We start from the raw sequence: 20910 nt of genomic DNA on the forward strand, positions 1-20910 counted from the left end.
ACCCAGCGATGGGTATCATGTTCTGAATACATAGGGACATGAGGCGAACCCGGGGAACTGAAACATCTAAGTACCCGGAGGAAAAGACATCAATTGAGATTCTGCTAGTAGTGGCGAGCGAACGCGGAACAGGCCAGTGGCTGTTTTTGAAGAAGCAGAACGGAATGGAAAGTCCGGCCATAGCGGGTGATAGCCCCGTATGCGTAGTGTCAGGAACAGTCCTTGAGTAGGGCGGGACACGTGAAATCCTGTCTGAACATGGGGGGACCACCCTCCAAGCCTAAATACTCCCTGGTGACCGATAGTGAACAAGTACCGTGAGGGAAAGGTGAAAAGCACCCCGACGAGGGGAGTGAAATAGACCTGAAACCGAATGCCTACAAGCAGTCGGAGCCTCTTATGGGGTGACGGCGTACCTTTTGTATAATGGGTCAGCGAGTTTCTGTTTGCAGCAAGCTTAAGCCGTTAGGTGTAGGCGCAGCGAAAGCGAGTCTGAATAGGGCGACGAGTTGCTGGCAGAAGACCCGAAACCGAGTGATCTAGCCATGGCCAGGCTGAAGGTGCGGTAACACGCACTGGAGGGCCGAACCCACGCCTGTTGAAAAAGTCGGGGATGAGCTGTGGCTAGGGGTGAAAGGCCAATCAAACTCGGAAATAGCTGGTTCTCCGCGAAATCTATTGAGGTAGACCGTCGAGTATTACCCCGGGGGGTAGAGCACTGGATGGGCTAGGGGGGCCCAAAGCCTTACCAAACCTAACCAAACTCCGAATACCCGGAAGTATGAGCTCGGCAGACAGACAGTGGGTGCTAAGGTCCATTGTCGAGAGGGAAACAGCCCAGACCACCAGCTAAGGCCCCCAAATCGTGGCTAAGTGGGAAAGGATGTGAGGATTCCAAAACAACCAGGAGGTTGGCTTAGAAGCAGCCATCCTTTAAAGAAAGCGTAATAGCTCACTGGTCTAATAGAAACCTTGCGCCGAAAATGTAACGGGGCTCAAGCCACGTGCCGAAGCTGTGGGTGCATTCTATGAATGCGCGGTAGCGGAGCGTTCCGTAGGTCTGTGAAGGAGACGGGGTGACCCTCTCTGGAGATATCGGAAGTGCGAATGCTGACATGAGTAGCGACAAACAGTGCGAGAAACACTGTCGCCGAAAGTCCAAGGGTTCCTGCGCAAGGTTAATCCGCGCAGGGTGAGCCGGCCCCTAAGGCGAGGGCGAAAGCCGTAGTCGATGGAAACCGGGCAAATATTCCCGGGCCTGCCAGAAGTGACGAATACAATATGTTGTCGGGTCTTATCGGATTGATCCGGCTTTTGGAGTATTCCAGGAAATAGCTCTGGCATATAGACCGTACCCGAAACCGACACAGGTGGACTGGTAGAGAATACCAAGGCGCTTGAGAGAACGATGCTGAAGGAACTAGGCAAATTACTTGCGTAACTTCGGGATAAGCAAGACCCGTCAGTGGGCAACCATCGGCGGGTGGCACAGACCAGGGGGTAGCGACTGTTTAGTAAAAACACAGGGCTGTGCGAAGTCGAGAGACGACGTATACGGCCTGACGCCTGCCCGGTGCCGGAAGGTTAAGAGGAGGTGTGCAAGCACCGAATTGAAGCCCCGGTAAACGGCGGCCGTAACTATAACGGTCCTAAGGTAGCGAAATTCCTTGTCGGGTAAGTTCCGACCTGCACGAATGGCGTAACGACTTCCCCGCTGTCTCCAGCATCGGCTCAGCGAAATTGAATTCCCCGTGAAGATGCGGGGTACCCGCGGTCAGACGGAAAGACCCTATGAACCTTTACTGCAGCTTTGCAGTGGCATCAGAGACATTCTGTGTAGGATAGGTGGGAGGCTTTGAAACCGGGGCGCCAGTTCCGGTGGAGCCATCCTTGAAATACCACCCTGACTGTTTCTGATGTCTAACCGAGGCCTGTTAGCCAGGTCCGGGACCCTGCATGGTGGGCAGTTTGACTGGGGCGGTCGCCTCCCAAAGTGTAACGGAGGCGCGCGATGGTGGGCTCAGGCCGGTCGGAAACCGGCTGTCGAGTGCAATGGCATAAGCCCGCCTGACTGTGAGAGTGACAGCTCGATCAGAGACGAAAGTCGGCCATAGTGATCCGGTGGTCCCGCGTGGAAGGGCCATCGCTCAACGGATAAAAGGTACTCTAGGGATAACAGGCTGATCTCCCCCAAGAGTCCACATCGACGGGGAGGTTTGGCACCTCGATGTCGGCTCATCACATCCTGGGGCTGGAGCAGGTCCCAAGGGTTCGGCTGTTCGCCGATTAAAGTGGTACGTGAGCTGGGTTTAGAACGTCGTGAGACAGTTCGGTCCCTATCTGCCGTGGGTGTTGGAGACTTGAGAGGATTTGTCCCTAGTACGAGAGGACCGGGATGAACATACCTCTGGTGCACCGGTTGTCGCGCCAGCGGCACAGCCGGGTAGCTAAGTGTGGACGGGATAACCGCTGAAAGCATCTAAGCGGGAAACCCACCTCAAAACAAGGTCTCCCCAAGGGCCGTGATAGACCATCACGTCAATAGGCCAGGTGTGGAAGCGCAGTAATGCGTGCAGCTGACTGGTCCTAATCGCCCAATAGGCTCATTCCATCGCCACAATCGTGGCAACACACATGCACAGCAGTCATCCACTCTCAATACATAGTCATACAAAAAACACCAACCCATCCACATCAAGTCCAACCCCATACGGGGAGACTCGATGACCTGGTGGCCATGGCGGGGAATGATCCACCCGATCCCATCCCGAACTCGGCCGTGAAAACCCCCAGCGCCCATGATACTGTGCCTTAAGGCACGGGAAAGTCGGTCGCCGCCAGGTCTTCCAGTCTCCCCCACAACCGCGGGGTGGAGCAGCCCGGTAGCTCGTCAGGCTCATAACCTGAAGGTCATAGGTTCAAATCCTATCCCCGCAACCATCTGTATGTGTCTGAAAAGACTAAGAAAAAGCCACCCAATAGGGTGGCTTTTTTTGTGCCTAGAATCTCCCGCAGGAAACACATAGGAAACAGACGGAAAGGTGCCGGGGCGCATTTTTGTCCACTTTCACAAATGCGTGATTGAAGAGCGGGGCACCCTGTCGCCTGTTTCGGGGTATTATCCTTGCCTCATCGAGTCAGGACAGTCTGCCCCTTTGCTGTCCGTATCAGGAGACGCAGGAGCAGCCATGGCCGCAGACGAACTCACGGGACTGATCCGTTATCTCGGTCAGGAGGACTGGCAGGAGTGTTTTGGCGAAGTGCTCGGCGATCACATCGGTCCGGCGCTGGAAGTGGGTAACATCACGTTCGAGGATCTGGCGGAGATGATCGGTCCCGACGTCGCCATGACGCTATGGGGCTGCGCCTTCGAGGATTTTCTCGGGCAGGACTGGGATGACGGCCGGAACTTCGTGGACGTTTACCTCGAGCGTCGGGGCTGGAAGGAAGGGCCGCGTAACAGCGCCTATATGCGTGCCCTCAAGGCTTCGGTCATGAGCCTGTATGAAGTCTCGGACATCAAACCCGGCCAGAGCCTGATGGCGCGAGACCTGCTGCGGGGTGGTGATCCGGTTCTGGTGCATGAAGGCACGGCAACCCGGACACTGGAACAGTGGGACCGGATTGCAGCACGTCTCGTGCCGTCCGATGGAAAGACCATTCTGGCAGGCGGGCTGCTCGCCTATTCACGGGGTGCCTGTGAGGATCTGGCGAAGCACCTTTACAAGGTGCTTCGGAAGCGGCGGGGCACGGCGGAGTTTCCGAAAGTCGATACGCAGACGCTGCGTGAGCTTGCGCCGATGTTCACGCTGACCTGGCTGTTCCGGACACTGGAGGACATGGCCCAGCAGATGGAGGGGCCAGCTTTGTTCAATGGGGACGGGGAGGATCTGGTCTTCCACGAAGTGTGTTTCCCGCTGGCAAAGGGCGTGACGCAGAAGATGGTGGCGGATGTGCTTGACGGGATGGCAGCCCTGCGGGCAGAGAGCCGGTCGTTCTGGAACTGGCTGAAAGAGCCGATGAGCGATCCCGTGCGCAAGGCTGGACGGGATGAAAACGGGCGGTTCCTGCGCACGGAGATGGATGACGGCGCGATCGTGCTGGGCACGCTGGACCTGAAGGGGCGGCAGTTGCGGCTGCAGGTGAACTCGAAAGAGCGCGCCGAACGTGGCCGTGCCATGCTGCAGGTCGGTCTGGGAGATCTCGTGCGCGCTCCGCTCACGCAGATCATGACGCCGGCGCAGGCGACGGAAGACCGGGGGATGCAGGGACGGGAGGTCTCGCCAGAACTGCAGATCCCGCCCGAGGAGGAAGCCCGGATTATCGGGCAGATGCTGGAGCGGCACTATCGGCAGGTGCTTGATGAGCCAGTCCCGGCCTTGGGGGATATGACGCCGCGCCAGGCCGTCCAGACAGCTTCAGGACGGAAAAAGGTGGCCATCTGGTTGAAGGATATCGAAAACACTACGGTCCGCGCCCAAGGGAGTGGCGGTGCCATGGCTGCCTACGATTTCGGGTGGATGTGGCACGAACTCGGAATCATCAGGCTTAGGAAATAGTCCGCTTACGCCCTCATGTCAGACATTAAAGCGGCTGTGACCATTGCCCGAAAGCCGACATTGTCAAGCAGACCGCTATAGACAGAGTTTGGGACAAAGTCGTCGTCTCCGCTTCGCTGCTACGATGACGGTTTTCAGCGAAAGCAGAAGCTTCAGCCTCGTATAAAACTATCGTCGGTTGGCTGCGATTGGAGGCAGGAGTCGCGTGGTGCCTTTGGATCTCACAGTAGCGGATAGCGGTTATTCCTCCTCTCGCTTAATTGCCTTCTGTGTTCGTACGGACGATCAATTCCCACTGGATGGAACCGAGATTGGTCGCATGTTGGTGATGATTCTGAGGCGGGAGAGGATCGCCCTTGTTCGATGTAATCTCTTTCTTGCAGTGTCGGCACTTGTAGATTCCCGATATAGGAACTTCGCTCCCAGGATTGTAATAGTGAGTCCACCAAGTGTTTTGAGGCTTACCTGTCTTGTGAAGATCATTTAGATTTAAATACCAAGCCATCTCATGCTCCGTGGGAACCCAATTTCTCTAGAGGGTGTTATGCACCTTGGGCGAGCATAGCTGCATTTCTAAGCATGAAGCACGCGAACGCAATGACATGGAGACTTGCGAGTGTTGAAGCGTAACGCTCGTAATCTTTGACGAGCCTACGACAACGTGTTGCCCATGCGAAAGATCGCTCGACAACCCATCGGCGCGGCAGCAGCACAAAGCCGCGTTTGGCTTCGGACAACCTGACGACCTCAAGGGCGATCCCCTGGGCCCGTGCTGCCCTGGCAGGCTTCTCGCCGGTATATCCCTGATCGACATAGGCCAGTTCAACGCTCTCGTCCGTCGCGTCCTGAATGGCGGCGGCAAGACGTCCGACTTCGGCGCGATCATCCCGACTGGCTGGTGTGACATGCAGGGCCAGCAGATACCCCAATGTGTCCACGGCCATGTGCAGCTTTGATCCCCTTTTGCGCTTGGCTCCATCATATCCGGCGCGGGAACCGCTTTCCGGCGTCGAACGTAATGTCCGGCTGTCGATAATGGCTGCCGTTGGCTCCGCCCTGCGGCCAGAAGCGATACGCAGCACGGCACGCAGATCAGACACCAACGCGTCAAAACAGCCTGCCTCCATCCAGCGACGGGATTGCTGGTAGACCGCCGACCACGGCGGAAGGTCATTCGGCATGGCGCGCCAGGCAATTCCGTAGCGGATCACGTAACGCAATCCATTGAACAGTTCGCGCAATGCGTGATGTCGTTGGTGCGCATCCTCGCGCATCAGAACCAGATACGGGACAACCAGAGACCATTCTTCATCTGATACATCAGAGGGATACGGTTTGCGTGCAGGCGTCATCCCTCATTACTGCACCAATCAGGCACGAAAATACATAACACCCTCTAGGCATTCTACTACAAGCTACTATCCCGACAAATACTAATTATGCGAAAAAACACTTGTTCATTTTAGGATGGAAAATTATTGTTTTCTTATGGGAATCCAAGAAATTGCGACATTTTATCAATATAAATCATCAAATATAATTAGTATATGAATTTGATTTCGTGTAAAATTATATAAATAACTTACTATAAATTCTATTTTAACAGGGGAATGTCTTATATATTTACTTAATTAACACTTGCGCGGGTCCGAGAGGGCGGCATCAATCCGATTTTAGTGGCCATCGAAGCAGCTTGGTTTCGATGGCATTCCGCGTTTAATATCGACAAAACGGAGAGGATCAAATGTCACTTTCTGGTGTTATGAGTTCGCCTTACCAGCGTAAATTTTTCCTGTTTTCATCGATCTTAATTATCATTGTTTCCTGTTTTATCGTATGGATTCTTTATTGGTTCACATTGGACACTCGCGGCTGGAACCTGCTCATTAGTGTCTTAGTTTCGATTGTCACCAGCGCCATATTCTCCCTTGGGTCTGCGCTCTATCTTGCCTTTTTCTTCGAAGACCCCTTCGAACTTGCCTCTGCCCAAGAGCTGCTGCCTCAAGATGTTGGCCAAGCCCTTAGGCAGATAGCCGAGAATACGGCAGACTATAAGCTGTTCGTGCGCACTGGCCGCCATTTCAGGGCGGAAATTCTCCCTGTACTCGTGAATAGCGCCATAAAGTCCCGCAGGCCTGTCCAAATCGAAGTAGTGCTACTCAATTTTCGTAATGACGCTTTATGCGAGAAATACGCGGCTTACCGGAAAAGTACCTCCTTTGACGCCAAGGTGTGGACAAAGGAATATGTGCAGCAGGAAGTGTTGGCGACGATCTTGCGGCTGATCGATACCGTGGTGACCCACAGCAGCCTAGTGAAGGTTGATCTTTATTTGAGCGATCGACTTTCGATTTTCCGAATTGACGGATCATCAGACGAGCTTATCGTCACCCGGGAAGATCCCAAGGATACAGCGTCACGTTATCGCCGCGATGATAGGGCCTACTCAGCCTTCCTGACCGAATTCAATTGGACGCGCGATGATGCGATAAAGGTTAGGCCTGGAAGCAATGGCTTGTCACTACCGACAACATTGGAGGAAATGTTAGACGGATCTTCTTTGCTAGCAACTGTCGGCGCTGGTGCGGCGAAGGCAAAAACTGCCCCCTCACCATATGCCCGTTAAAATTCCTTTCCCACTCACGCTCGATTACGTCAGATCGGCTTCAACTTCTGCCCTATTTGCAAGCCTCCAGTCGTGGGTGAAGGCGTCAGATCCTACCTGTCTGGTTCACCCGCACGGCTTCGCCGTAGTCCTCCTCAGGTCCGGGTTCGAAGACTGGCGGCTTCATTGGTGGCCGAAAGGACCAAGAATTTTGACTGGCATGCCGGGGATGATCCACACCCACGACAAAATGATTGAGAGCCGAATTCTCACAGGGCAGATCAAGAACGTTCTTTATGACGTTTCGGCAGTAACGGCCGGAGGGCAGCCTGTGTACGAAGTGGCCTACGCTGGCAACAAATATGTTAGAAATACTGCGAACGTTTTGCAAAAAACTGCTGAGCGAGTGCGGGCAAGAGTGAGTAATATCCAAACCCTCAAGGCGGGTGACTGCTACCGCATAGAAAATCATGTTTATCATGAGGCCATCGTTCCAGACGACGCCGTAACGGCAACGATCGTATGTATGCACTCTCCGTCGCCGGGACCTATCAAGGTGATTGGCCTAGATGGTTATCCAGAACACCTCGAGTTTCAACGGATCGAACGCCGAGCAGCTGAGTACATGGGTTTCGTTTGAGCGCCAATCTTCACCTCAATCTATGAAAAGACGAGGCTGTCGCGGCGAACCGCGTTGAGCATCATGAAATGAATGACGGATTTTTGCCTACTATGGCGAATAGGAGACATTCCGCTCCCCCCCCAAAACCGTCTGTCTGCTCAACGGAAACAGAGCAGACAGACAGTAGCCGCCCTCATGGCAGACTTTCAAGCCGCTACATTGCTTTCCACATAGCGGACATAATTTGAACGCACCATTTTCTGCCAAAACCTAGTCAAAACGCTTTTTGAGTCAGGCTCTGAGAGAGCAAACCAGACTGCGATGAGGTAAAACGCCTAAAGGCGATAATTGCGTAATGTATCGAATCATCTAATAGTATCCGGCATAAAATGAGGTGATACCTGATGTCATTGACCGACACCCTTAAGACTGAATATTTAAAAATTCTTTCTGGATACGATATTAATTTCTTTGACCGTACCACGGTGGTTGAGGGTATCGCGGGATACTCCGATATCTTTCTTCCGGGTGCTCCCGCTGAATGGAAGTCTGGCCGAAGAGTTATGATCGTCGGGCGCGAAACGCGGGGGTGGAAACGACCAGCGTCCACCGGCTCTTATGATACGCTTGAGCGCCACATCGATGCGATGGTTGAGTGTCATACGAATTTCTCGGCGCGCCATGGCAGCAAAAAAAAGCAGAACCGAGGAGAAACTTTCTGGAACTTCATGCGGTCTGTAGGAGATATCGTTGGCGATGGGAACGTGGCCTGGTGCAACCTGTTTTGCATGGATTTCAAAGACACAATGCCTCAGCCAGGGCAGCCGCATTATGACACGGTCAAATCCCTGTCCGCGCAGCTACTGAAAGCCGAGATTAACGTTCTCCAGCCCGATGTTATCATCTTTGCCAATGGGGGGCATCTGTACTTGTCCGGCGAGAGTTTTTCCCACTCTCCGGCCCAGAAAGTGTGTGCACTGACTGGCGACCTGTTGGAAAGTTTGACAAGACAAAGCTAGAATGTTTCACTCTATATGGCTCAATTGACTGTTATCGAATCAATCACCCTTCCTCGATAAGCCGGGAAAACCGTGCAGCCCGAACGCTTTTGCTGGAGCATTTACGCTCTACCTTTGCGGCTTCCGTGTAACGTTCAGCCATCAGAAATTGAACCGCCCGAAGATTGGCAGTGACCAATCTTTGCACAGCATGTTGCTATGTCCGTTAATAGGAAGCGCATACCGCTTCACCCACGTTTGACAAGAAAGCGTAAGTGGATCTTCTGCTTACGCCTTCATCTCGGACCAACTTGCATAGATGTGGCTCTCTCGAAAGCAGACATTGCCGCGTGAACCGCGATAGACCTAATTGGTGACTGTCGGGCTCCGGATGAAGAACGGAAGAAAGCAGACGCTCAGGCCGGATTTTTGGTCGCCACAGGCTCTTGTGGAGGCCAATCCGCATGTGAGATCGGCTTTCCGTTACTTGCTGTTAGAGGAAAGTCCGGGACAAACGCGCCTGCCTCTATTAGGTATTTTTTGAATCATCTATTATATCCTATTTCTAACATGGAAGGGGGCAAAGGTATGACAATTAGACAGGAAGAAATACTTTCAGCATGGGGTGACCCCTACACTAACCGCGTAGTTGAGCGGTTAAATAATTTTGCCTTCATCCCACACGAGTTGCTCGATAAGTTAGCTGGTATGGCTCTTAACGAGAATTGGGGCGTTCATAACTATGTTCTGAAAAAATACCTCGCTGTTCAGGTCGCATGGAGCATTGAACAAGGCCAATTTACGCAAGGTGACAGACAGTTCTATGTTACCGCAGGTCATCTGCAAACTCGTTATGGAACGCCAATATATCTAGCATTTCAACGTAACCGGAATGCAGGTCGGGAGCCATTTTATCTAGTCGCGGTCGAATCAAACATGTCGGCACCTACATTGCCCGTTCCACCGGAAATCCCTGCCCCCACGGCTATTCCCAACGGCGTCGAGATTGTCATGATGCATGACCATATTTTAGACGATAACGCTGATCGCGCGCCTTTTCTGCAGAATACACCACGCGTTGCACAAATGTGCGCTGTTTCTGGGGCTATCCAGTGGTCTCTCAATCGTAGGCTCGAACTCCCTTATTGGTACTATGGCCGCATGAGTTACGTGGTTCCTCTTTATTTGAGTAGTCGAGAGGACATCACCCTCGCGCCGGACCTAATTGCACCAATTCAAGTCAATCCACAGAGTCTTTTGGTCAGGACTATTTTAAATCCTGTAATGCCGTTTGCGAACGCACGGGTTGCCGTTCAAAGGCATGACCAACTTCCTCATTGGCTTTTACAAGCGTGGAAAGAACATGCGGCAATTGCAACCGAATCAGAAATTGAGAATCCAGAAGATGCGTCCTCCTAAGTATATGGATCCACGATATTTCCTAATATCTTCGTCATTTCTTTGAAAATCTCGAAAGACTGGCCAAACATGATCGTTTCCGAACAGATATTGCGGGAAAATTATCCGCACGATTACACATTGAATCTTTCTATCAGTAGAATATGCCTAAACCGATATTAGCGTGGCTCACAAGGCGGAGCCAATAGCCTTCTTCTCCTGTCTATCCGTATAGGAAAATTTCTTAAATATTATAATCTAATATCCAGATTCTGTGTAGCCTAGAGCATTTCCACCGAAAACCGGTTCGGTGGAAATGCTCTAGTTTATTGTTTTTACGAGCATCTTTACCTGCTTGAATGCACGCATTCAAACAGGATCTGCTCTAGCCAACGTAAAAATTAGGAAATGTATTTAAAATGAATTTTGCAAACGCTCGAGTAGAAGCACATAATATTTGGCCAGCCAAGACGAGCTTCAAAGCTGAAGAAATGTTCATTCGTCGACTTTCCGAAATAAAGGATAAAGAACTATTCAAGCCTATCTCAATCGCACAAAATAGCAACGCTGATTATCAGCGCTGTGTTGGGCACCTTCTGGATGCTCTTGATCAAGTTCCACACCGTCCTGACTACGCTTTCGATAATTTTTTCCGGATTATCGATATTGCAGCCTCCCCTTGGTTCTCGCGTAGAGGGATCAAAGGAATTGTTCAGGGGACTTCATCACGCTTGTTCACAGCAGATAGTACGTCTTGGGAGCAGATAATTGATTCTCTTTGTCTGGCCATGCCGTTACGCACGTATGAACTTTTAGCAAAACGCTTATTGGCGGCAGCTTTAACCCAAGAAGGTGAGAACGACCCATTATATAAAAGGGCGTTGCACGCATTTGGACCAAAGTTTTATCCTGCTTTCGTTCGTAAATATGCTTTAGACAAGTCGGGAAACCTATGTCCTAATATAGCAGAAACCAATCGTGGCAATGCAGCGAGTCTTTTGAAGCTTTATATGTCTGGAAAGGCTGGAACGCGATCGAAACCCGCGTCTGACCCTGCGCTAGATCTCACTAAAAAGGAAAATTTGGGCAGTCCTAATCAACGATCTGAAGTGCTTCTTTCGCTTCTTCTCTTTACTATTCGCAATGAGCGTGCGCACGGCAATGTGCTTAGTCCTTTCCGAACGAGTAAGTCGACTTTAGAGCGCTATGAAAGCTATTATTTCATTATGCTTTTGTCATATATATACGCTCTCGGTGTATTAAGTCTTCGCTTCCAATGCATTTCTCCAAAGAATATTCTTAATGGATGCACTGAAAATATTCAGGCACAGAAAGCTTTTTTTAGTTAACAATATACAATCAGGAGGTTGGAGGCGAAGAAAATCCCTAACGTGTTGGTGCCGTCCGAAAACGGACATACCGCTTCCCCCCCTTTGCCGACATTTTTCTGCCGGGAAAGGGGAGAGCGTGCTGGCTCGGGTATAGCCTTCAGAGTCAGACTGTTGATTTTCACTGAGAACTGACCCGGGTTTTTCATCAGGAATTGACCCAGCCAGATGCTATTTCAGGCATAGTGAGGCGGGCGGTCAAGAAGAGGATCTGTCCTTTTTGTTTTTTGACGCGGCGGTGCTGGCGCGGAACCTGTAGCTGTCATTTCCTGTCTCGAGGATATGACAGTGATGGGTCAGCCGATCGAGGAGCGCCGTCGTCATCTTCGGGTCACCAAAGACATCACCCCATTCACTGAAGCTGAGATTGGTTGTGATGATGACACTGGTGCGCTCGTAGAGGCGGCTGAGCAGATGGAACAGCAGGGCGCCCCCTGATGCACTGAAGGGGAGATAACCGAGTTCATCAAGGATCACGAGATCCAGGCGGAGCAGCCTGTCGGCAATCTGCCCGGCCCGGTTGGTGATCTTTTCCTGTTCGAGCGCATTGACCAGGTCGACCGTTGACCAGAAGCGCGCCTTCTTGCGGTGATGGGTGATCGCCTGGATGGCCAGCGCGGTCGCCAGGTGGGTTTTCCCGGTTCCCGGGCCACCGATCAGCACGACATTTTCAGCACGCTCGATGAAGTCCCCGCCATGGAGCTGGCGGATCATGGGCTCGTTGACCTGCGTATCGGCAAAGGAGAACCCGGACAGGTCCTTGTAGGCGGGGAACCGGGCGGTCTTTGTCTGGTAGGCGATGGAGCGGACTTCGCGTTCGGCCAGTTCCGCCTTCAGGAGCTGCGAGAGGATGGGGATGGCCGCCTCGAAGGCGGGCGCGCCCTGCTCGATGAGGTCGGCCGTGGCCTGGGCCATGCCATACATCCGCAATCCACGGAGCATGACGACAAGTGAAGCAGCAGCAGGATCATGACGCATGGCGGCTGTCCCTTCGCAGGATGTCATACCGCCCTGTATCGGCGCACGGTTCGTGTGCGAGCACCAGGGCCTGTGGGGCATCAAGCCGGGGAACCACGGTTCTCTTGGCATCGATCAGGCGATGAAGCGTATTGAGAACATGGGTCTTGGTCGCCACGCCGTCTTCAAGTGCCAGTTCAACCGCGCAGAGGACAGCCTGCTCATCATGCTGCAGCACAAGGGCCAGGATTTCAGCCATTTCCCGGTCGCCTCCAGGCCGCCTGAGCAGTTGATCCTGCAGGGTCCGGAAGGCGGCTGGCAATTCGGTAAACGGCGCGCCATTGCGCAGGGCGCCCGGTTTGCGCTGGATGACCGCCAGATAATGCCGCCAGTCATACACCGTGCGGCCTGGCACACCATGCGAACGCGTGATGATCCGGTCATGCACGCACAGAACCTGCCCTTCGGCGATAATGCGTAGCCTGTCGGGATAAACCCGCAGGCTGACCGGACGATTGGCAAAGGAGGCCGGCACGCTGTAGCGATTGCCTTCGAACTGGATCAGGCAGGTTGGTGAGACGCGCTTGGTCTGTTCGACAAACCCGTCAAAGGGCCGCCCCGGGATCATGAGGTGGGGACGTTCGCTGGCATGGACCTCGGAGACGCTGTGCGGCAATTCAGCATGCTGCAGCCGTTCCCAACAGTCCAGGCAGCGGGCTTCCAGCCAGGCGTTCAGCGCCCCCAGATCAGGAAAGGCAGGCAGATCCTGCCAGATCTGGCGCCGGGCATCCTGCACGGTCTTCTCGATCTGCCCTTTCTCCCATCCGGCTGCCGGATTGCAGAAGGTCGCCTCGAACAGATAATGGCTGGCCAGGGCCATGAAGCGCAGATTGACCTGACGTGCCTTGCCCGACCCAATCCGGTCCACGGCGGTCTTCATGTTGTCAAAAATACCCCGCCGCGGCACGCCACCGAGCACGCGGAAGGCCTCGGTAAGCGCATCGAAAAGCATCTCGTGGGTCTGCAGGGGATAGGCCCTGAGTATGAAGGCCCGGCTGAAGGACAGTTTGGTGTGGGCAACCTGCAGCTTGACGCGATGCCCGGCAATCACCGCCCAGTCCTCGCCCCAGTCGAACTGGAAGGCTTCCCCGGGCTGGAAGCACAGGGGCACGAAAACACCCCGACCCGTTGTCTGGCGTGCCTGGCGCTGTTCGTGTTTCCACTGCCGGATGAAAGCGGCCACCCGTCCGTAGGACCCATCATAACCCAGCGCCACAAGGTCTTCATGCAGTCGTCGCGCCGTGCGCCGGTTCTTGCGGGGGCGAGCGGCTTCCAGGACCAGCCATCCCCTCAGCCTGTCAGCAAACGGGTCCAGTCGGCTGGGACGTTCGGGAACCTGAAACCGTGGTTCAATACTCTGTGCCCGGAGATATTTCCGGATCGTATTGCGTGACAGTCCCGTCCGGCGTTCGATCTCGCGGATCGGAAGATGATCCCGGCAGTGCCACCGACGGATCACACTCAGAAGCTCCATGTCAATCACTCCTCAAACCCCCAGCAGATGCTGCCGGGGAGTGTGAAGGCATGGGTCAAATCTCGATGAAAATTTCCGCCCTACCCGGGTCAGTTCTCAGTGAAAATCAACAGGCCAACAGCAACGCCGTCAGAAGGGCGGCATAACAACAACCGGGTATAGCTTATCAAGCCCGCAAAACTGTCCGAACGGACGGGACCACCTCAATCACTCCTCAAACCCCCAGCAGATGCTGCCGGGGAGTGTGAAGGCATGGGTCAAATCTCGATGAAAATTTCCGCCCTACCCGGGTCAGTTCTCAGTGAAAATCAACATCCCCTGTTCGTGCTGGGGGCCGATGGCGGCCCGGAACTGGTCAATTACCGGGTCCGGCAGAACTGGATGATCGTCGATCGCCTGTTTGTCGCTGCGGAACTGCGTCTGGGCGACAAACACTCCGAGCAGCGGGTGCGGATCGTACGCACCGACGGACGGCGGTCATGACGGACGGGCAGGAAGAACACCGGGACGAAAGAGGGGAAGGCGGCACAGAAAACGCATCCCCTGCGGTCCCGCCATCGCCGCCCGATCTGCGTCTGCGGGCGGAACGACCGCGTGTCGTGCGGCTGTCGCGCTATGTTGTCTGGGGGCTGGCGGGCACGGGTATGATCGGGATCGGTTTGGCGCTGGGCTATGCGCTGCAGAATTCCGCCCGGCAGAGACCAGCGTCCGCCATGCAGGATTCTGATGTGCGACCTTCGGCCGATGGGCTGGATGCCCTGCCAAAAGATTATACGGGCGTGCCCAGGCTGGGGCAGCCTTTGCCCGGTGATCTGGGCAAACCGATCCTGAAGGCACAGCAGGAAGGCAGGGCCGGACCGGTTTCGGGCATGGGTGACCAGCGGGCCGAACAGGAAGTCGAAGCAGCCATCGCCAGCAAGCTCTTCGTGCAGACGCAGGATGCCGGGCGGCAGGACAGCGTGCCTGTCCCTGCGTCGCCTTCAACCGGGAATGACGCTCCGGTTGCCCCTACGGGCACAAACGACCGGCAGGCCGCCAACCGTGCCTTTCTGGCGGGACAACCTGATCGCGTCACGGTCAGCCCGGATCGCCTGACGCCGCCTGTTTCCCCATACGTCATTCAGGCGGGAACGGTCGTCGCGGGCGCGCTTAACTCGAAAGTCAGTTCAGACCTGCCGGGGCAATTGATCGGGCACGTGACGCAGAACGTCTATGACAGTCCGACCGGACGCTATCTGCTTGTGCCGCAGGGCAGCACCCTTTTCGGCACCTATAACAGCAGCGTCTCGTTCGGGCAGCAGCGCACGCAGGTGATCTGGACCCGTCTCATCCGTCCCGATGGTGAGAGCATTGTGCTCGACAGGATCCCGGGCGCCGATGCGATCGGCCAGACCGGGCTCAAGGATCTGGTGGACCAGCATTGGGGCCAGCTTTTCAGGGCAGCACTGGTGACAACCATGCTGAGCGTCGGGTCCGAAGCCGGGACATCATGGGGTGAGAACAACCTGCTTCAGGCGATCCGCAGCGGCGCCAGCAACGGGTTTTCCATGGTGGGAAATCGCCTGATCGACCGCAGCATGGATGTTCAGCCCACGCTGACCGACCGGCCCGGCCTGCGGTTCACCCTGATCGTCAATCGCGATCTGGTCCTCAAACCTTGGCATCCGCATGAAGGAGCAGCGCCATGACAAAACTCCGTATCAGCACCATTCCTGACAGTCGACCGGTCAAGCTGACGATCGAACTGCCAGCCGAGATACATCGCGACCTGCTGCTGTATGCTGAACTGGTCTCGGGGAAAGCAGGTGAGGCGGCAGATGCCATCCCCGATGCGGCCAGGCTGGTGCCGCTCATGGTCGGGCGTTTCATGGAAACTGATCGGGCCTTCCAGAAACAGCGGCGCGGCAGACAGCGACCGATCAGAACATTGTAGTTTACGAGATAGCGAATATGGTGAGTTCGATTGCGGTAAGATTGCATCGGGAGGTTGAAGGTGTAGCCGCCAGCCTTGATGCGGCTCGAGTTTTTCCGGCCTCTTGCAATATAAATATACTCATATGAATTGATTTTCATAAATAGTTAATCTTAAAATTCTTTGTGCCAACTTTGCCCACCCTTCCAATTCTTTTTCGTAATTTTCTCCACTGTTTAAAACTTTCTCATCATTTTCCGGGGATGATATATGCACCCACTTATTTCTATATTTTCGTAGATTATGTATTTGATCACGAAGACTCTGATTTATTGGAGATTGATCTATTAAATCGGTAAGACGAATACGGTGATTACAGGCATATTCAGCACGCAGATATGTTTCAATTGCAGCGACGGCGGTTATAATCGTTGCGAGATTTGCGCCTGCTACGAACGCGTAGTCGCACTCACGGACTATAAGGACACACCACTCTGACATAGTTGCGCCGCCTTTTAACAACTCATCATCCAGCTCGTTTATGAACGCCCACTTCTCTGCTGTAGTCAATTTAGTGTTCATCCTATAATTATAAATATAAACTGATTATTGATGATTTTTTTGATAAATTAAAAGCTAAAATATTAATCGCTAAGTCCCTTACTTGATGATCAAGCGCGGATTGACTTCTCCGAGTTCCAAGATACGGTCGAGTTGTGTTTGGCTAAGCTGTTTAATATCGAGATGTTCTCGGTCTGAGATCACTCCCTCTTCGATGAGTCGCCCGCGTGTTGTTCGTTTTGTAAGCGCTACATTATAAGTTAATTTCACTACATAAAGTCGTCTCCATTCGTTCCAGTAATCTCGCAGCACTTGCTCAGGAAAAACGCTTCTTGGCTTAGCGTAATCAAGAAAATCATTAATATTTTTAAAATCTTTTTTTGATTTTACTTCTTCTGCTACACATATCGAACTAATTACCGAACGAAAATATGCCTCACCTTGCCTATCCGTAGTCCGATAAAAAACAACAATATCTCCGGGTGACATCCGGGTTAACGACAGTTTTGCTATGTAAATCTTATGGATTGTATTGGTGTGCGATACGTCTCGCACTAACTCGGCCGGTTCACCGCGCAAAATTGAGTCCGGTAAAAGTTCCGTGTGATAATCTGGGTAAATGGCTAGCAGCCATGCCTTTTGGCCCTTCGTGTGGATAAATGGATAGTCCTTTGTTCTGTCGCCACTAAAATCCCTGAGAGAACGAACTAGTACTAACTCTTTACCATTGTCGGTGACTTTTTTCCCTTTTTCGATAAAGCCATATCGTTTAAAAAGTTTTATAAGCTGGCTATGTAGTTCAAATACAGTAACGTAAATCCCATCGGCATCCAATGAGACTGCGGTATCAAATATCTTCTTGATAACCCGCTCACCGAGTTTTGTTCCTTTCCCCACAATTTTGAGTGTGCCTACCTTGAGCCATTTGCGGTCTGGTAAAGGGGGCTCAATATCGTTCACAGTCCCGTTCTCGCGCTTCAGATATATCATGCCGGTCAATTCACCGGATAAATCGTCCACGACTACATAGACTTCTTCGTCAGATTTTTTAGCAAACCAATTCGGGAATTCCGCATATCCTTGCTTTAGACTGTCAAAAAAAGGATCATCTAGGGATAATTCTTTAAATTTAACGAGCTTTAATCGTCGTGTCACGCTATCACCCTCTTGTCGTTCTTATCGCCCAAAGCTGTAACGTTAGATTACAATACGGAAAAGCTCTTTGCACGGAGATATTATGGCTCATGAGCACAGTTCCTGCCTGCATGGATCACCATGCATATTCAGAGAAATTGGCTTGCGCTTAAATTTATACACTCGACGGCACAATTCATTTGCCTTAATATGACTTACGTGTAATATTATAGGCGCAGATTTTAAAGGTATGCGAGAGGACAATATGAAGGTGGAAGGCAAAGTGTTCGAGCCTCTTTCGAACGGGGTTTCGGAAACAACGCCGCACATCGGCAAACGTCTGCGTGAGCTTCGCAAACTTGCCGGCCTCACTCAAAAAGAATTAGCGCAGCGGTTAAAGATAGGTCAGACGGCCCTTTCTCGAATGGAAGGGCGGCAGGATATTTTAATTTCGACATTGCGTCATTATCTGACCGGTCTGGGTGCCACATTGCGTGTTGATGCCAGATTCGACAATTCTCCACTGATTGTTAGTCACTTGCGGGAAGCCGATTTCCGCTTTCAGCAAGTTGATGAAAACCAGCTCTTACTACCGATTTTGGGTGATGATGTATTTCCGGCTCATCGAGACGTCGTTTTTAGTATAAAACCAGAATATTGTGACAAGATTGTTGAAGGAAAAAAAACAGTCGAACTTCGTCGCCGTTTTCCCATGTCAGTGCCAGCTGGTACAACTGCTCTTATTTACGCAACGAGCCCTACTCGTGCGTTGCTTGGCATTGCCGAGATCGGTGAGGTACATCGCCGAACACCAGGCGAAATATGGGAAAATTTCTCCGATCGTGCGTGCATTGCTCGGAAGGATTTCGATAGCTATTTCGACGGAGTAGAGCGTGGATTTGTCATCGAATTACGATATGCGCGGCGTCTCCGGCGTCCTCTGCACCTCAGTGAGTTACGTGAACGGTTTAGTTTTGAGCCGCCGCAGTCTTTCCTTTACGCAACGCAGCAGATGCTAGAAGCTCTTCGTGATGAGTGCACCGAAATATCTCATTGATACTAACGTTTTTATAGGGCTTGAAGACCATACAGAAGTCTCCCCCAATTTAGCGTCGCTGCAGCAACTCGCCGGGCGCTTTGGCGTGAGCTTGTATGTGCATGCGGCTGCCATAGACGACATAAAGCGTGATCGAAATGAACAGCGGCGTAATATCTCTCTAAGTAAAATTCGAAAATTTCCGACTATTAACAAAGTTATGGGCCTTAGTAAGGCTGAACTTGAAGCAAAGTATGGGACGCTCCGTCGTCCGAATGATGTTGTGGATGTCACTCTGCTTCACACCCTCGAAAGAGGAGTGGTGGACTTTCTTGTAACCGAAGATCAGGGATTACACGAACGAGCACGTCGCATTTCATCGACGCTGGCGGACCGGGTTCTTTTCGTTGCTGATGCAGTCCTTCTCCTGCGCACCAATTTTGAACCTGTTGAAGTCGTTCTTCCAGCAATCCGCGAAGTGGATGCCCATACCATAAGACAAGATGACCCCATTTTCACGAGTTTACGCAAAGATTATCCTCCTTTCGATGAGTGGTGGCGCGAAAAGTGTGTCGCGAAGATGCGTAAATGCTGGGTTGTATTAGATAATAATCAGATCGCTGGTCTCGTGGTTCGGAAAGACGAGCATCAAAGAGACACTGATGCGAAGCTGCCGGGAGAGAAAATCCTTAAGATTTGTACTTTCAAGGTGCGATCTGAAAATCGAGGCGTAAAACTTGGCGAACTTTTGTTAAAACAGGCGCTATGGTATGCTCGTTCCAATAAGTATGATGTCGTCTATCTAACTACTTTCCCTCGTCAAACTACACTGATATCGCTTCTCGAATATTATGGATTTAAACATACCCATGATAACGAGAGGGGAGAGATGATATATGAAAAGGCGCTACCTCGTGAAGAATTGTTACGGGATAATGAAATTTCTCTATTTGACTTAGCTCGCATTAATTATCCACGTTTTGCTACTGGGCAAGAGGTGAAAGCTTATGCCGTGCCGATCCGAGAAGATTTTCATGAAATTCTTTTTCCGGAATTAGCCAGCCGGTCTCAATTAACATTATTTGAAGAGCCTGGTTCGCGGACACCTGGCAATACAATTCGCAAGGTTTATCTTTGTCGAGCACAGGCCGATATTTCACAAGCAGGGTCTATTTTGTTCTTCTATAAAGGGAAATCGAATCTGCTTCCATCTCAAGCAATTACAACTGTAGGTATATTTGAGGAGATGACGATGGCGCACTCGACGGAGGAACTTCGCCAAATGGCAGGAAGCCGCTCAGTCTATACAGATGCACAACTCAAAGCGATGAGTGCGACTGTATCTCGTCCAATTAAAGTTATTAATTTTCTCCTTGCAGGTCATCTAGAGCCGCCGATGTGTCTGAAAATGCTTCAAAAAAATCATGTTTTCGGTACCCACCCGCCGCAGTCAATTATGAGCTTAACGACGATGCAAATGCGATCAATCTTAACTCAATTTGATCTTGGATATTCAATATGAACCGTCGTATTGCACTTCTTGGCCTCTCTGGTGCCGGGAAATCAACACTAATAGAGTCACTAAAAAAAATAACACCATTATGTCATTTGCAGGCAAGTAATCTAATCAAGGCAGAACAATTACTTCGAGTTGGGCAAAAAGCCTCGTCTGAGGAGCTTCGGACCGGGCCAATAGTGGACAACCAACAGTTACTTATTGCGGCCTTTAAAAGAGAAGCAGAAAATAGTAATATACCGATTATACTTGATGCGCACAGTGTAATAGATGGGAAAGATGGCTTGGTAGAAATCCCTAGCACCGTATTTGGGGCTTTGGGGCTTGACGCTATATGTTTCCTCCATGTGAATCCGGCTATAATAGTTCAGCGTCGTCAAGGTGATAAACAACGCGAACGTCCTTTGCGTGACGTAGAAAGCCTGACACGCCAACAACGTATCGCGTATAATGCTGCAAAACGAATTGCTGCTGACATAGGCTGTCCGCTTACGACCATTGAAGATAACAATGTTGAAAAACTTCGTTATTTAATACAATAAAGTGAAGGTGGATTTATTTATTAAAGTATTATTCTAATATACTTGCTTTGCAGAGGGAGTAGATAAAAGATATCTTTTCAAAATTTGACCTTAAGAAATTAACAGAGCAAAGCATCAAATCGTTTTGCGGGACCGCTGAAAAGTGGTT

Annotated in this window: 16 protein-coding genes, 1 tRNA gene, 2 rRNA genes and 1 pseudogene (1 of these 20 cut by a window edge); 15 read left to right on the forward strand and 5 right to left on the reverse strand. The window is 51.8% G+C overall.

What is annotated here, in order from left to right:
* The 4 genes from R5N89_RS00375 to R5N89_RS00390 all read left to right on the forward strand — a co-directional run.
* Positions 1-2611, forward strand: a 23S ribosomal RNA gene (locus R5N89_RS00375); it begins 130 nt to the left of the window's first position.
* A gap of 116 nt (positions 2612-2727) precedes the next feature.
* A 5S ribosomal RNA gene (gene rrf, locus R5N89_RS00380) occupies positions 2728-2843 on the forward strand.
* A gap of 20 nt (positions 2844-2863) precedes the next feature.
* Positions 2864-2940 (forward strand) — tRNA-Met (locus R5N89_RS00385).
* A 248-nt stretch (positions 2941-3188) separates the two neighbouring features.
* Entirely contained in the window at positions 3189-4559 is a 1371-nt protein-coding gene (locus tag R5N89_RS00390) for a hypothetical protein (RefSeq protein WP_110570270.1), read from the forward strand.
* A gap of 542 nt (positions 4560-5101) precedes the next feature.
* Here the strand turns inward: R5N89_RS00390 and R5N89_RS00395 are convergent.
* Positions 5102-5911: an IS5 family transposase gene (locus R5N89_RS00395; RefSeq protein WP_110570284.1), complete on the reverse strand. Its 810-nt coding sequence runs from the start codon at positions 5909-5911 to the stop codon at positions 5102-5104.
* Between the two features lie 392 nt (positions 5912-6303).
* Between R5N89_RS00395 and R5N89_RS00400 the strand changes: the two genes are divergently transcribed.
* From R5N89_RS00400 to R5N89_RS00420, 5 genes are all read left to right on the forward strand, one after another.
* Positions 6304-7185 carry a hypothetical protein gene (locus R5N89_RS00400; RefSeq protein ID WP_146220238.1) on the forward strand — a complete coding sequence of 294 codons (882 nt, stop codon included), beginning with the start codon at positions 6304-6306 and terminating at the stop codon, positions 7183-7185.
* A 199-nt stretch (positions 7186-7384) separates the two neighbouring features.
* Positions 7385-7804, forward strand: coding sequence for a hypothetical protein (locus R5N89_RS00405; protein WP_110570248.1), 420 nt, complete (start codon positions 7385-7387; stop codon positions 7802-7804).
* A gap of 386 nt (positions 7805-8190) precedes the next feature.
* Positions 8191-8805: a hypothetical protein gene (locus R5N89_RS00410; protein ID WP_110570247.1), complete on the forward strand. Its 615-nt coding sequence runs from the start codon at positions 8191-8193 to the stop codon at positions 8803-8805.
* A 567-nt stretch (positions 8806-9372) separates the two neighbouring features.
* Positions 9373-10203: a DUF3825 domain-containing protein gene (locus R5N89_RS00415; protein WP_167400925.1), complete on the forward strand. Its 831-nt coding sequence runs from the start codon at positions 9373-9375 to the stop codon at positions 10201-10203.
* Positions 10204-10601: 398 nt separating this feature from the next.
* Positions 10602-11531, forward strand: coding sequence for a hypothetical protein (locus R5N89_RS00420; RefSeq protein ID WP_146220236.1), 930 nt, complete (start codon positions 10602-10604; stop codon positions 11529-11531).
* Positions 11532-11768: 237 nt separating this feature from the next.
* Here the strand turns inward: R5N89_RS00420 and istB are convergent, their stop codons facing one another.
* Positions 11769-12548: an IS21-like element helper ATPase IstB gene (istB, locus tag R5N89_RS00425; protein ID WP_110570286.1), complete on the reverse strand. Its 780-nt coding sequence runs from the start codon at positions 12546-12548 to the stop codon at positions 11769-11771.
* Positions 12538-14061, reverse strand: a complete 1524-nt coding sequence (gene istA, locus R5N89_RS00430) for an IS21 family transposase (RefSeq protein WP_110570287.1) — start codon at positions 14059-14061, stop codon at positions 12538-12540. The genes istB and istA overlap by 11 nt, the downstream gene beginning before the upstream one ends.
* A 312-nt stretch (positions 14062-14373) precedes the next feature.
* Here istA and R5N89_RS00435 point away from each other — a divergent pair.
* The 3 genes and pseudogenes from R5N89_RS00435 to R5N89_RS00445 form a co-directional block, all read left to right on the forward strand.
* A pseudogene (locus R5N89_RS00435) lies at positions 14374-14544 on the forward strand (TrbG/VirB9 family P-type conjugative transfer protein); the annotation flags it as partial.
* Positions 14541-15749 (forward strand): TrbI/VirB10 family protein, encoded by a 1209-nt coding sequence (locus tag R5N89_RS00440; RefSeq protein WP_110570229.1) that lies wholly within the window; start codon positions 14541-14543, stop codon positions 15747-15749. The pseudogene R5N89_RS00435 and the gene R5N89_RS00440, both read left to right, overlap by 4 nt.
* Positions 15746-15994, forward strand: a complete 249-nt coding sequence (locus tag R5N89_RS00445; protein ID WP_110570228.1) for a DUF2274 domain-containing protein — start codon at positions 15746-15748, stop codon at positions 15992-15994. Before R5N89_RS00440 ends, R5N89_RS00445 begins: the two co-directional genes overlap by 4 nt.
* 120 nt (positions 15995-16114) lie before the next feature.
* Here the strand turns inward: R5N89_RS00445 and R5N89_RS00450 are convergent, their stop codons facing one another.
* Together R5N89_RS00450 and R5N89_RS00455 are read right to left on the reverse strand one after the other, a co-directional pair.
* Positions 16115-16543, reverse strand: coding sequence for a hypothetical protein (locus tag R5N89_RS00450; protein WP_110570231.1), 429 nt, complete (start codon positions 16541-16543; stop codon positions 16115-16117).
* A 90-nt stretch (positions 16544-16633) separates the two neighbouring features.
* Positions 16634-17689, reverse strand: coding sequence for an N-acetyltransferase (locus tag R5N89_RS00455; protein WP_110570227.1), 1056 nt, complete (start codon positions 17687-17689; stop codon positions 16634-16636).
* Between the two features lie 244 nt (positions 17690-17933).
* Between R5N89_RS00455 and R5N89_RS00460 the strand changes: the two genes are divergently transcribed.
* The 3 genes from R5N89_RS00460 to R5N89_RS00470 are packed head-to-tail and all read left to right on the forward strand — an operon-like array spanning position 17934 to position 20762.
* Positions 17934-18725 (forward strand): helix-turn-helix domain-containing protein, encoded by a 792-nt coding sequence (locus tag R5N89_RS00460; protein WP_208624743.1) that lies wholly within the window; start codon positions 17934-17936, stop codon positions 18723-18725.
* Positions 18700-20226 carry a GNAT family N-acetyltransferase gene (locus R5N89_RS00465; protein WP_110570226.1) on the forward strand — a complete coding sequence of 509 codons (1527 nt, stop codon included), beginning with the start codon at positions 18700-18702 and terminating at the stop codon, positions 20224-20226. The genes R5N89_RS00460 and R5N89_RS00465 overlap by 26 nt, the downstream gene beginning before the upstream one ends.
* Complete coding sequence (locus R5N89_RS00470) at positions 20223-20762, forward strand: AAA family ATPase (RefSeq protein WP_110570225.1); 540 nt, start codon at positions 20223-20225, stop codon at positions 20760-20762. The genes R5N89_RS00465 and R5N89_RS00470 overlap by 4 nt, the downstream gene beginning before the upstream one ends.
* Positions 20763-20910 lie beyond the last annotated feature (148 nt).

The sequence above is a fragment of the Komagataeibacter sucrofermentans DSM 15973 genome (assembly GCF_040581405.1).
Taxonomy (GTDB): Bacteria; Pseudomonadota; Alphaproteobacteria; order Acetobacterales; family Acetobacteraceae; genus Komagataeibacter; species Komagataeibacter sucrofermentans.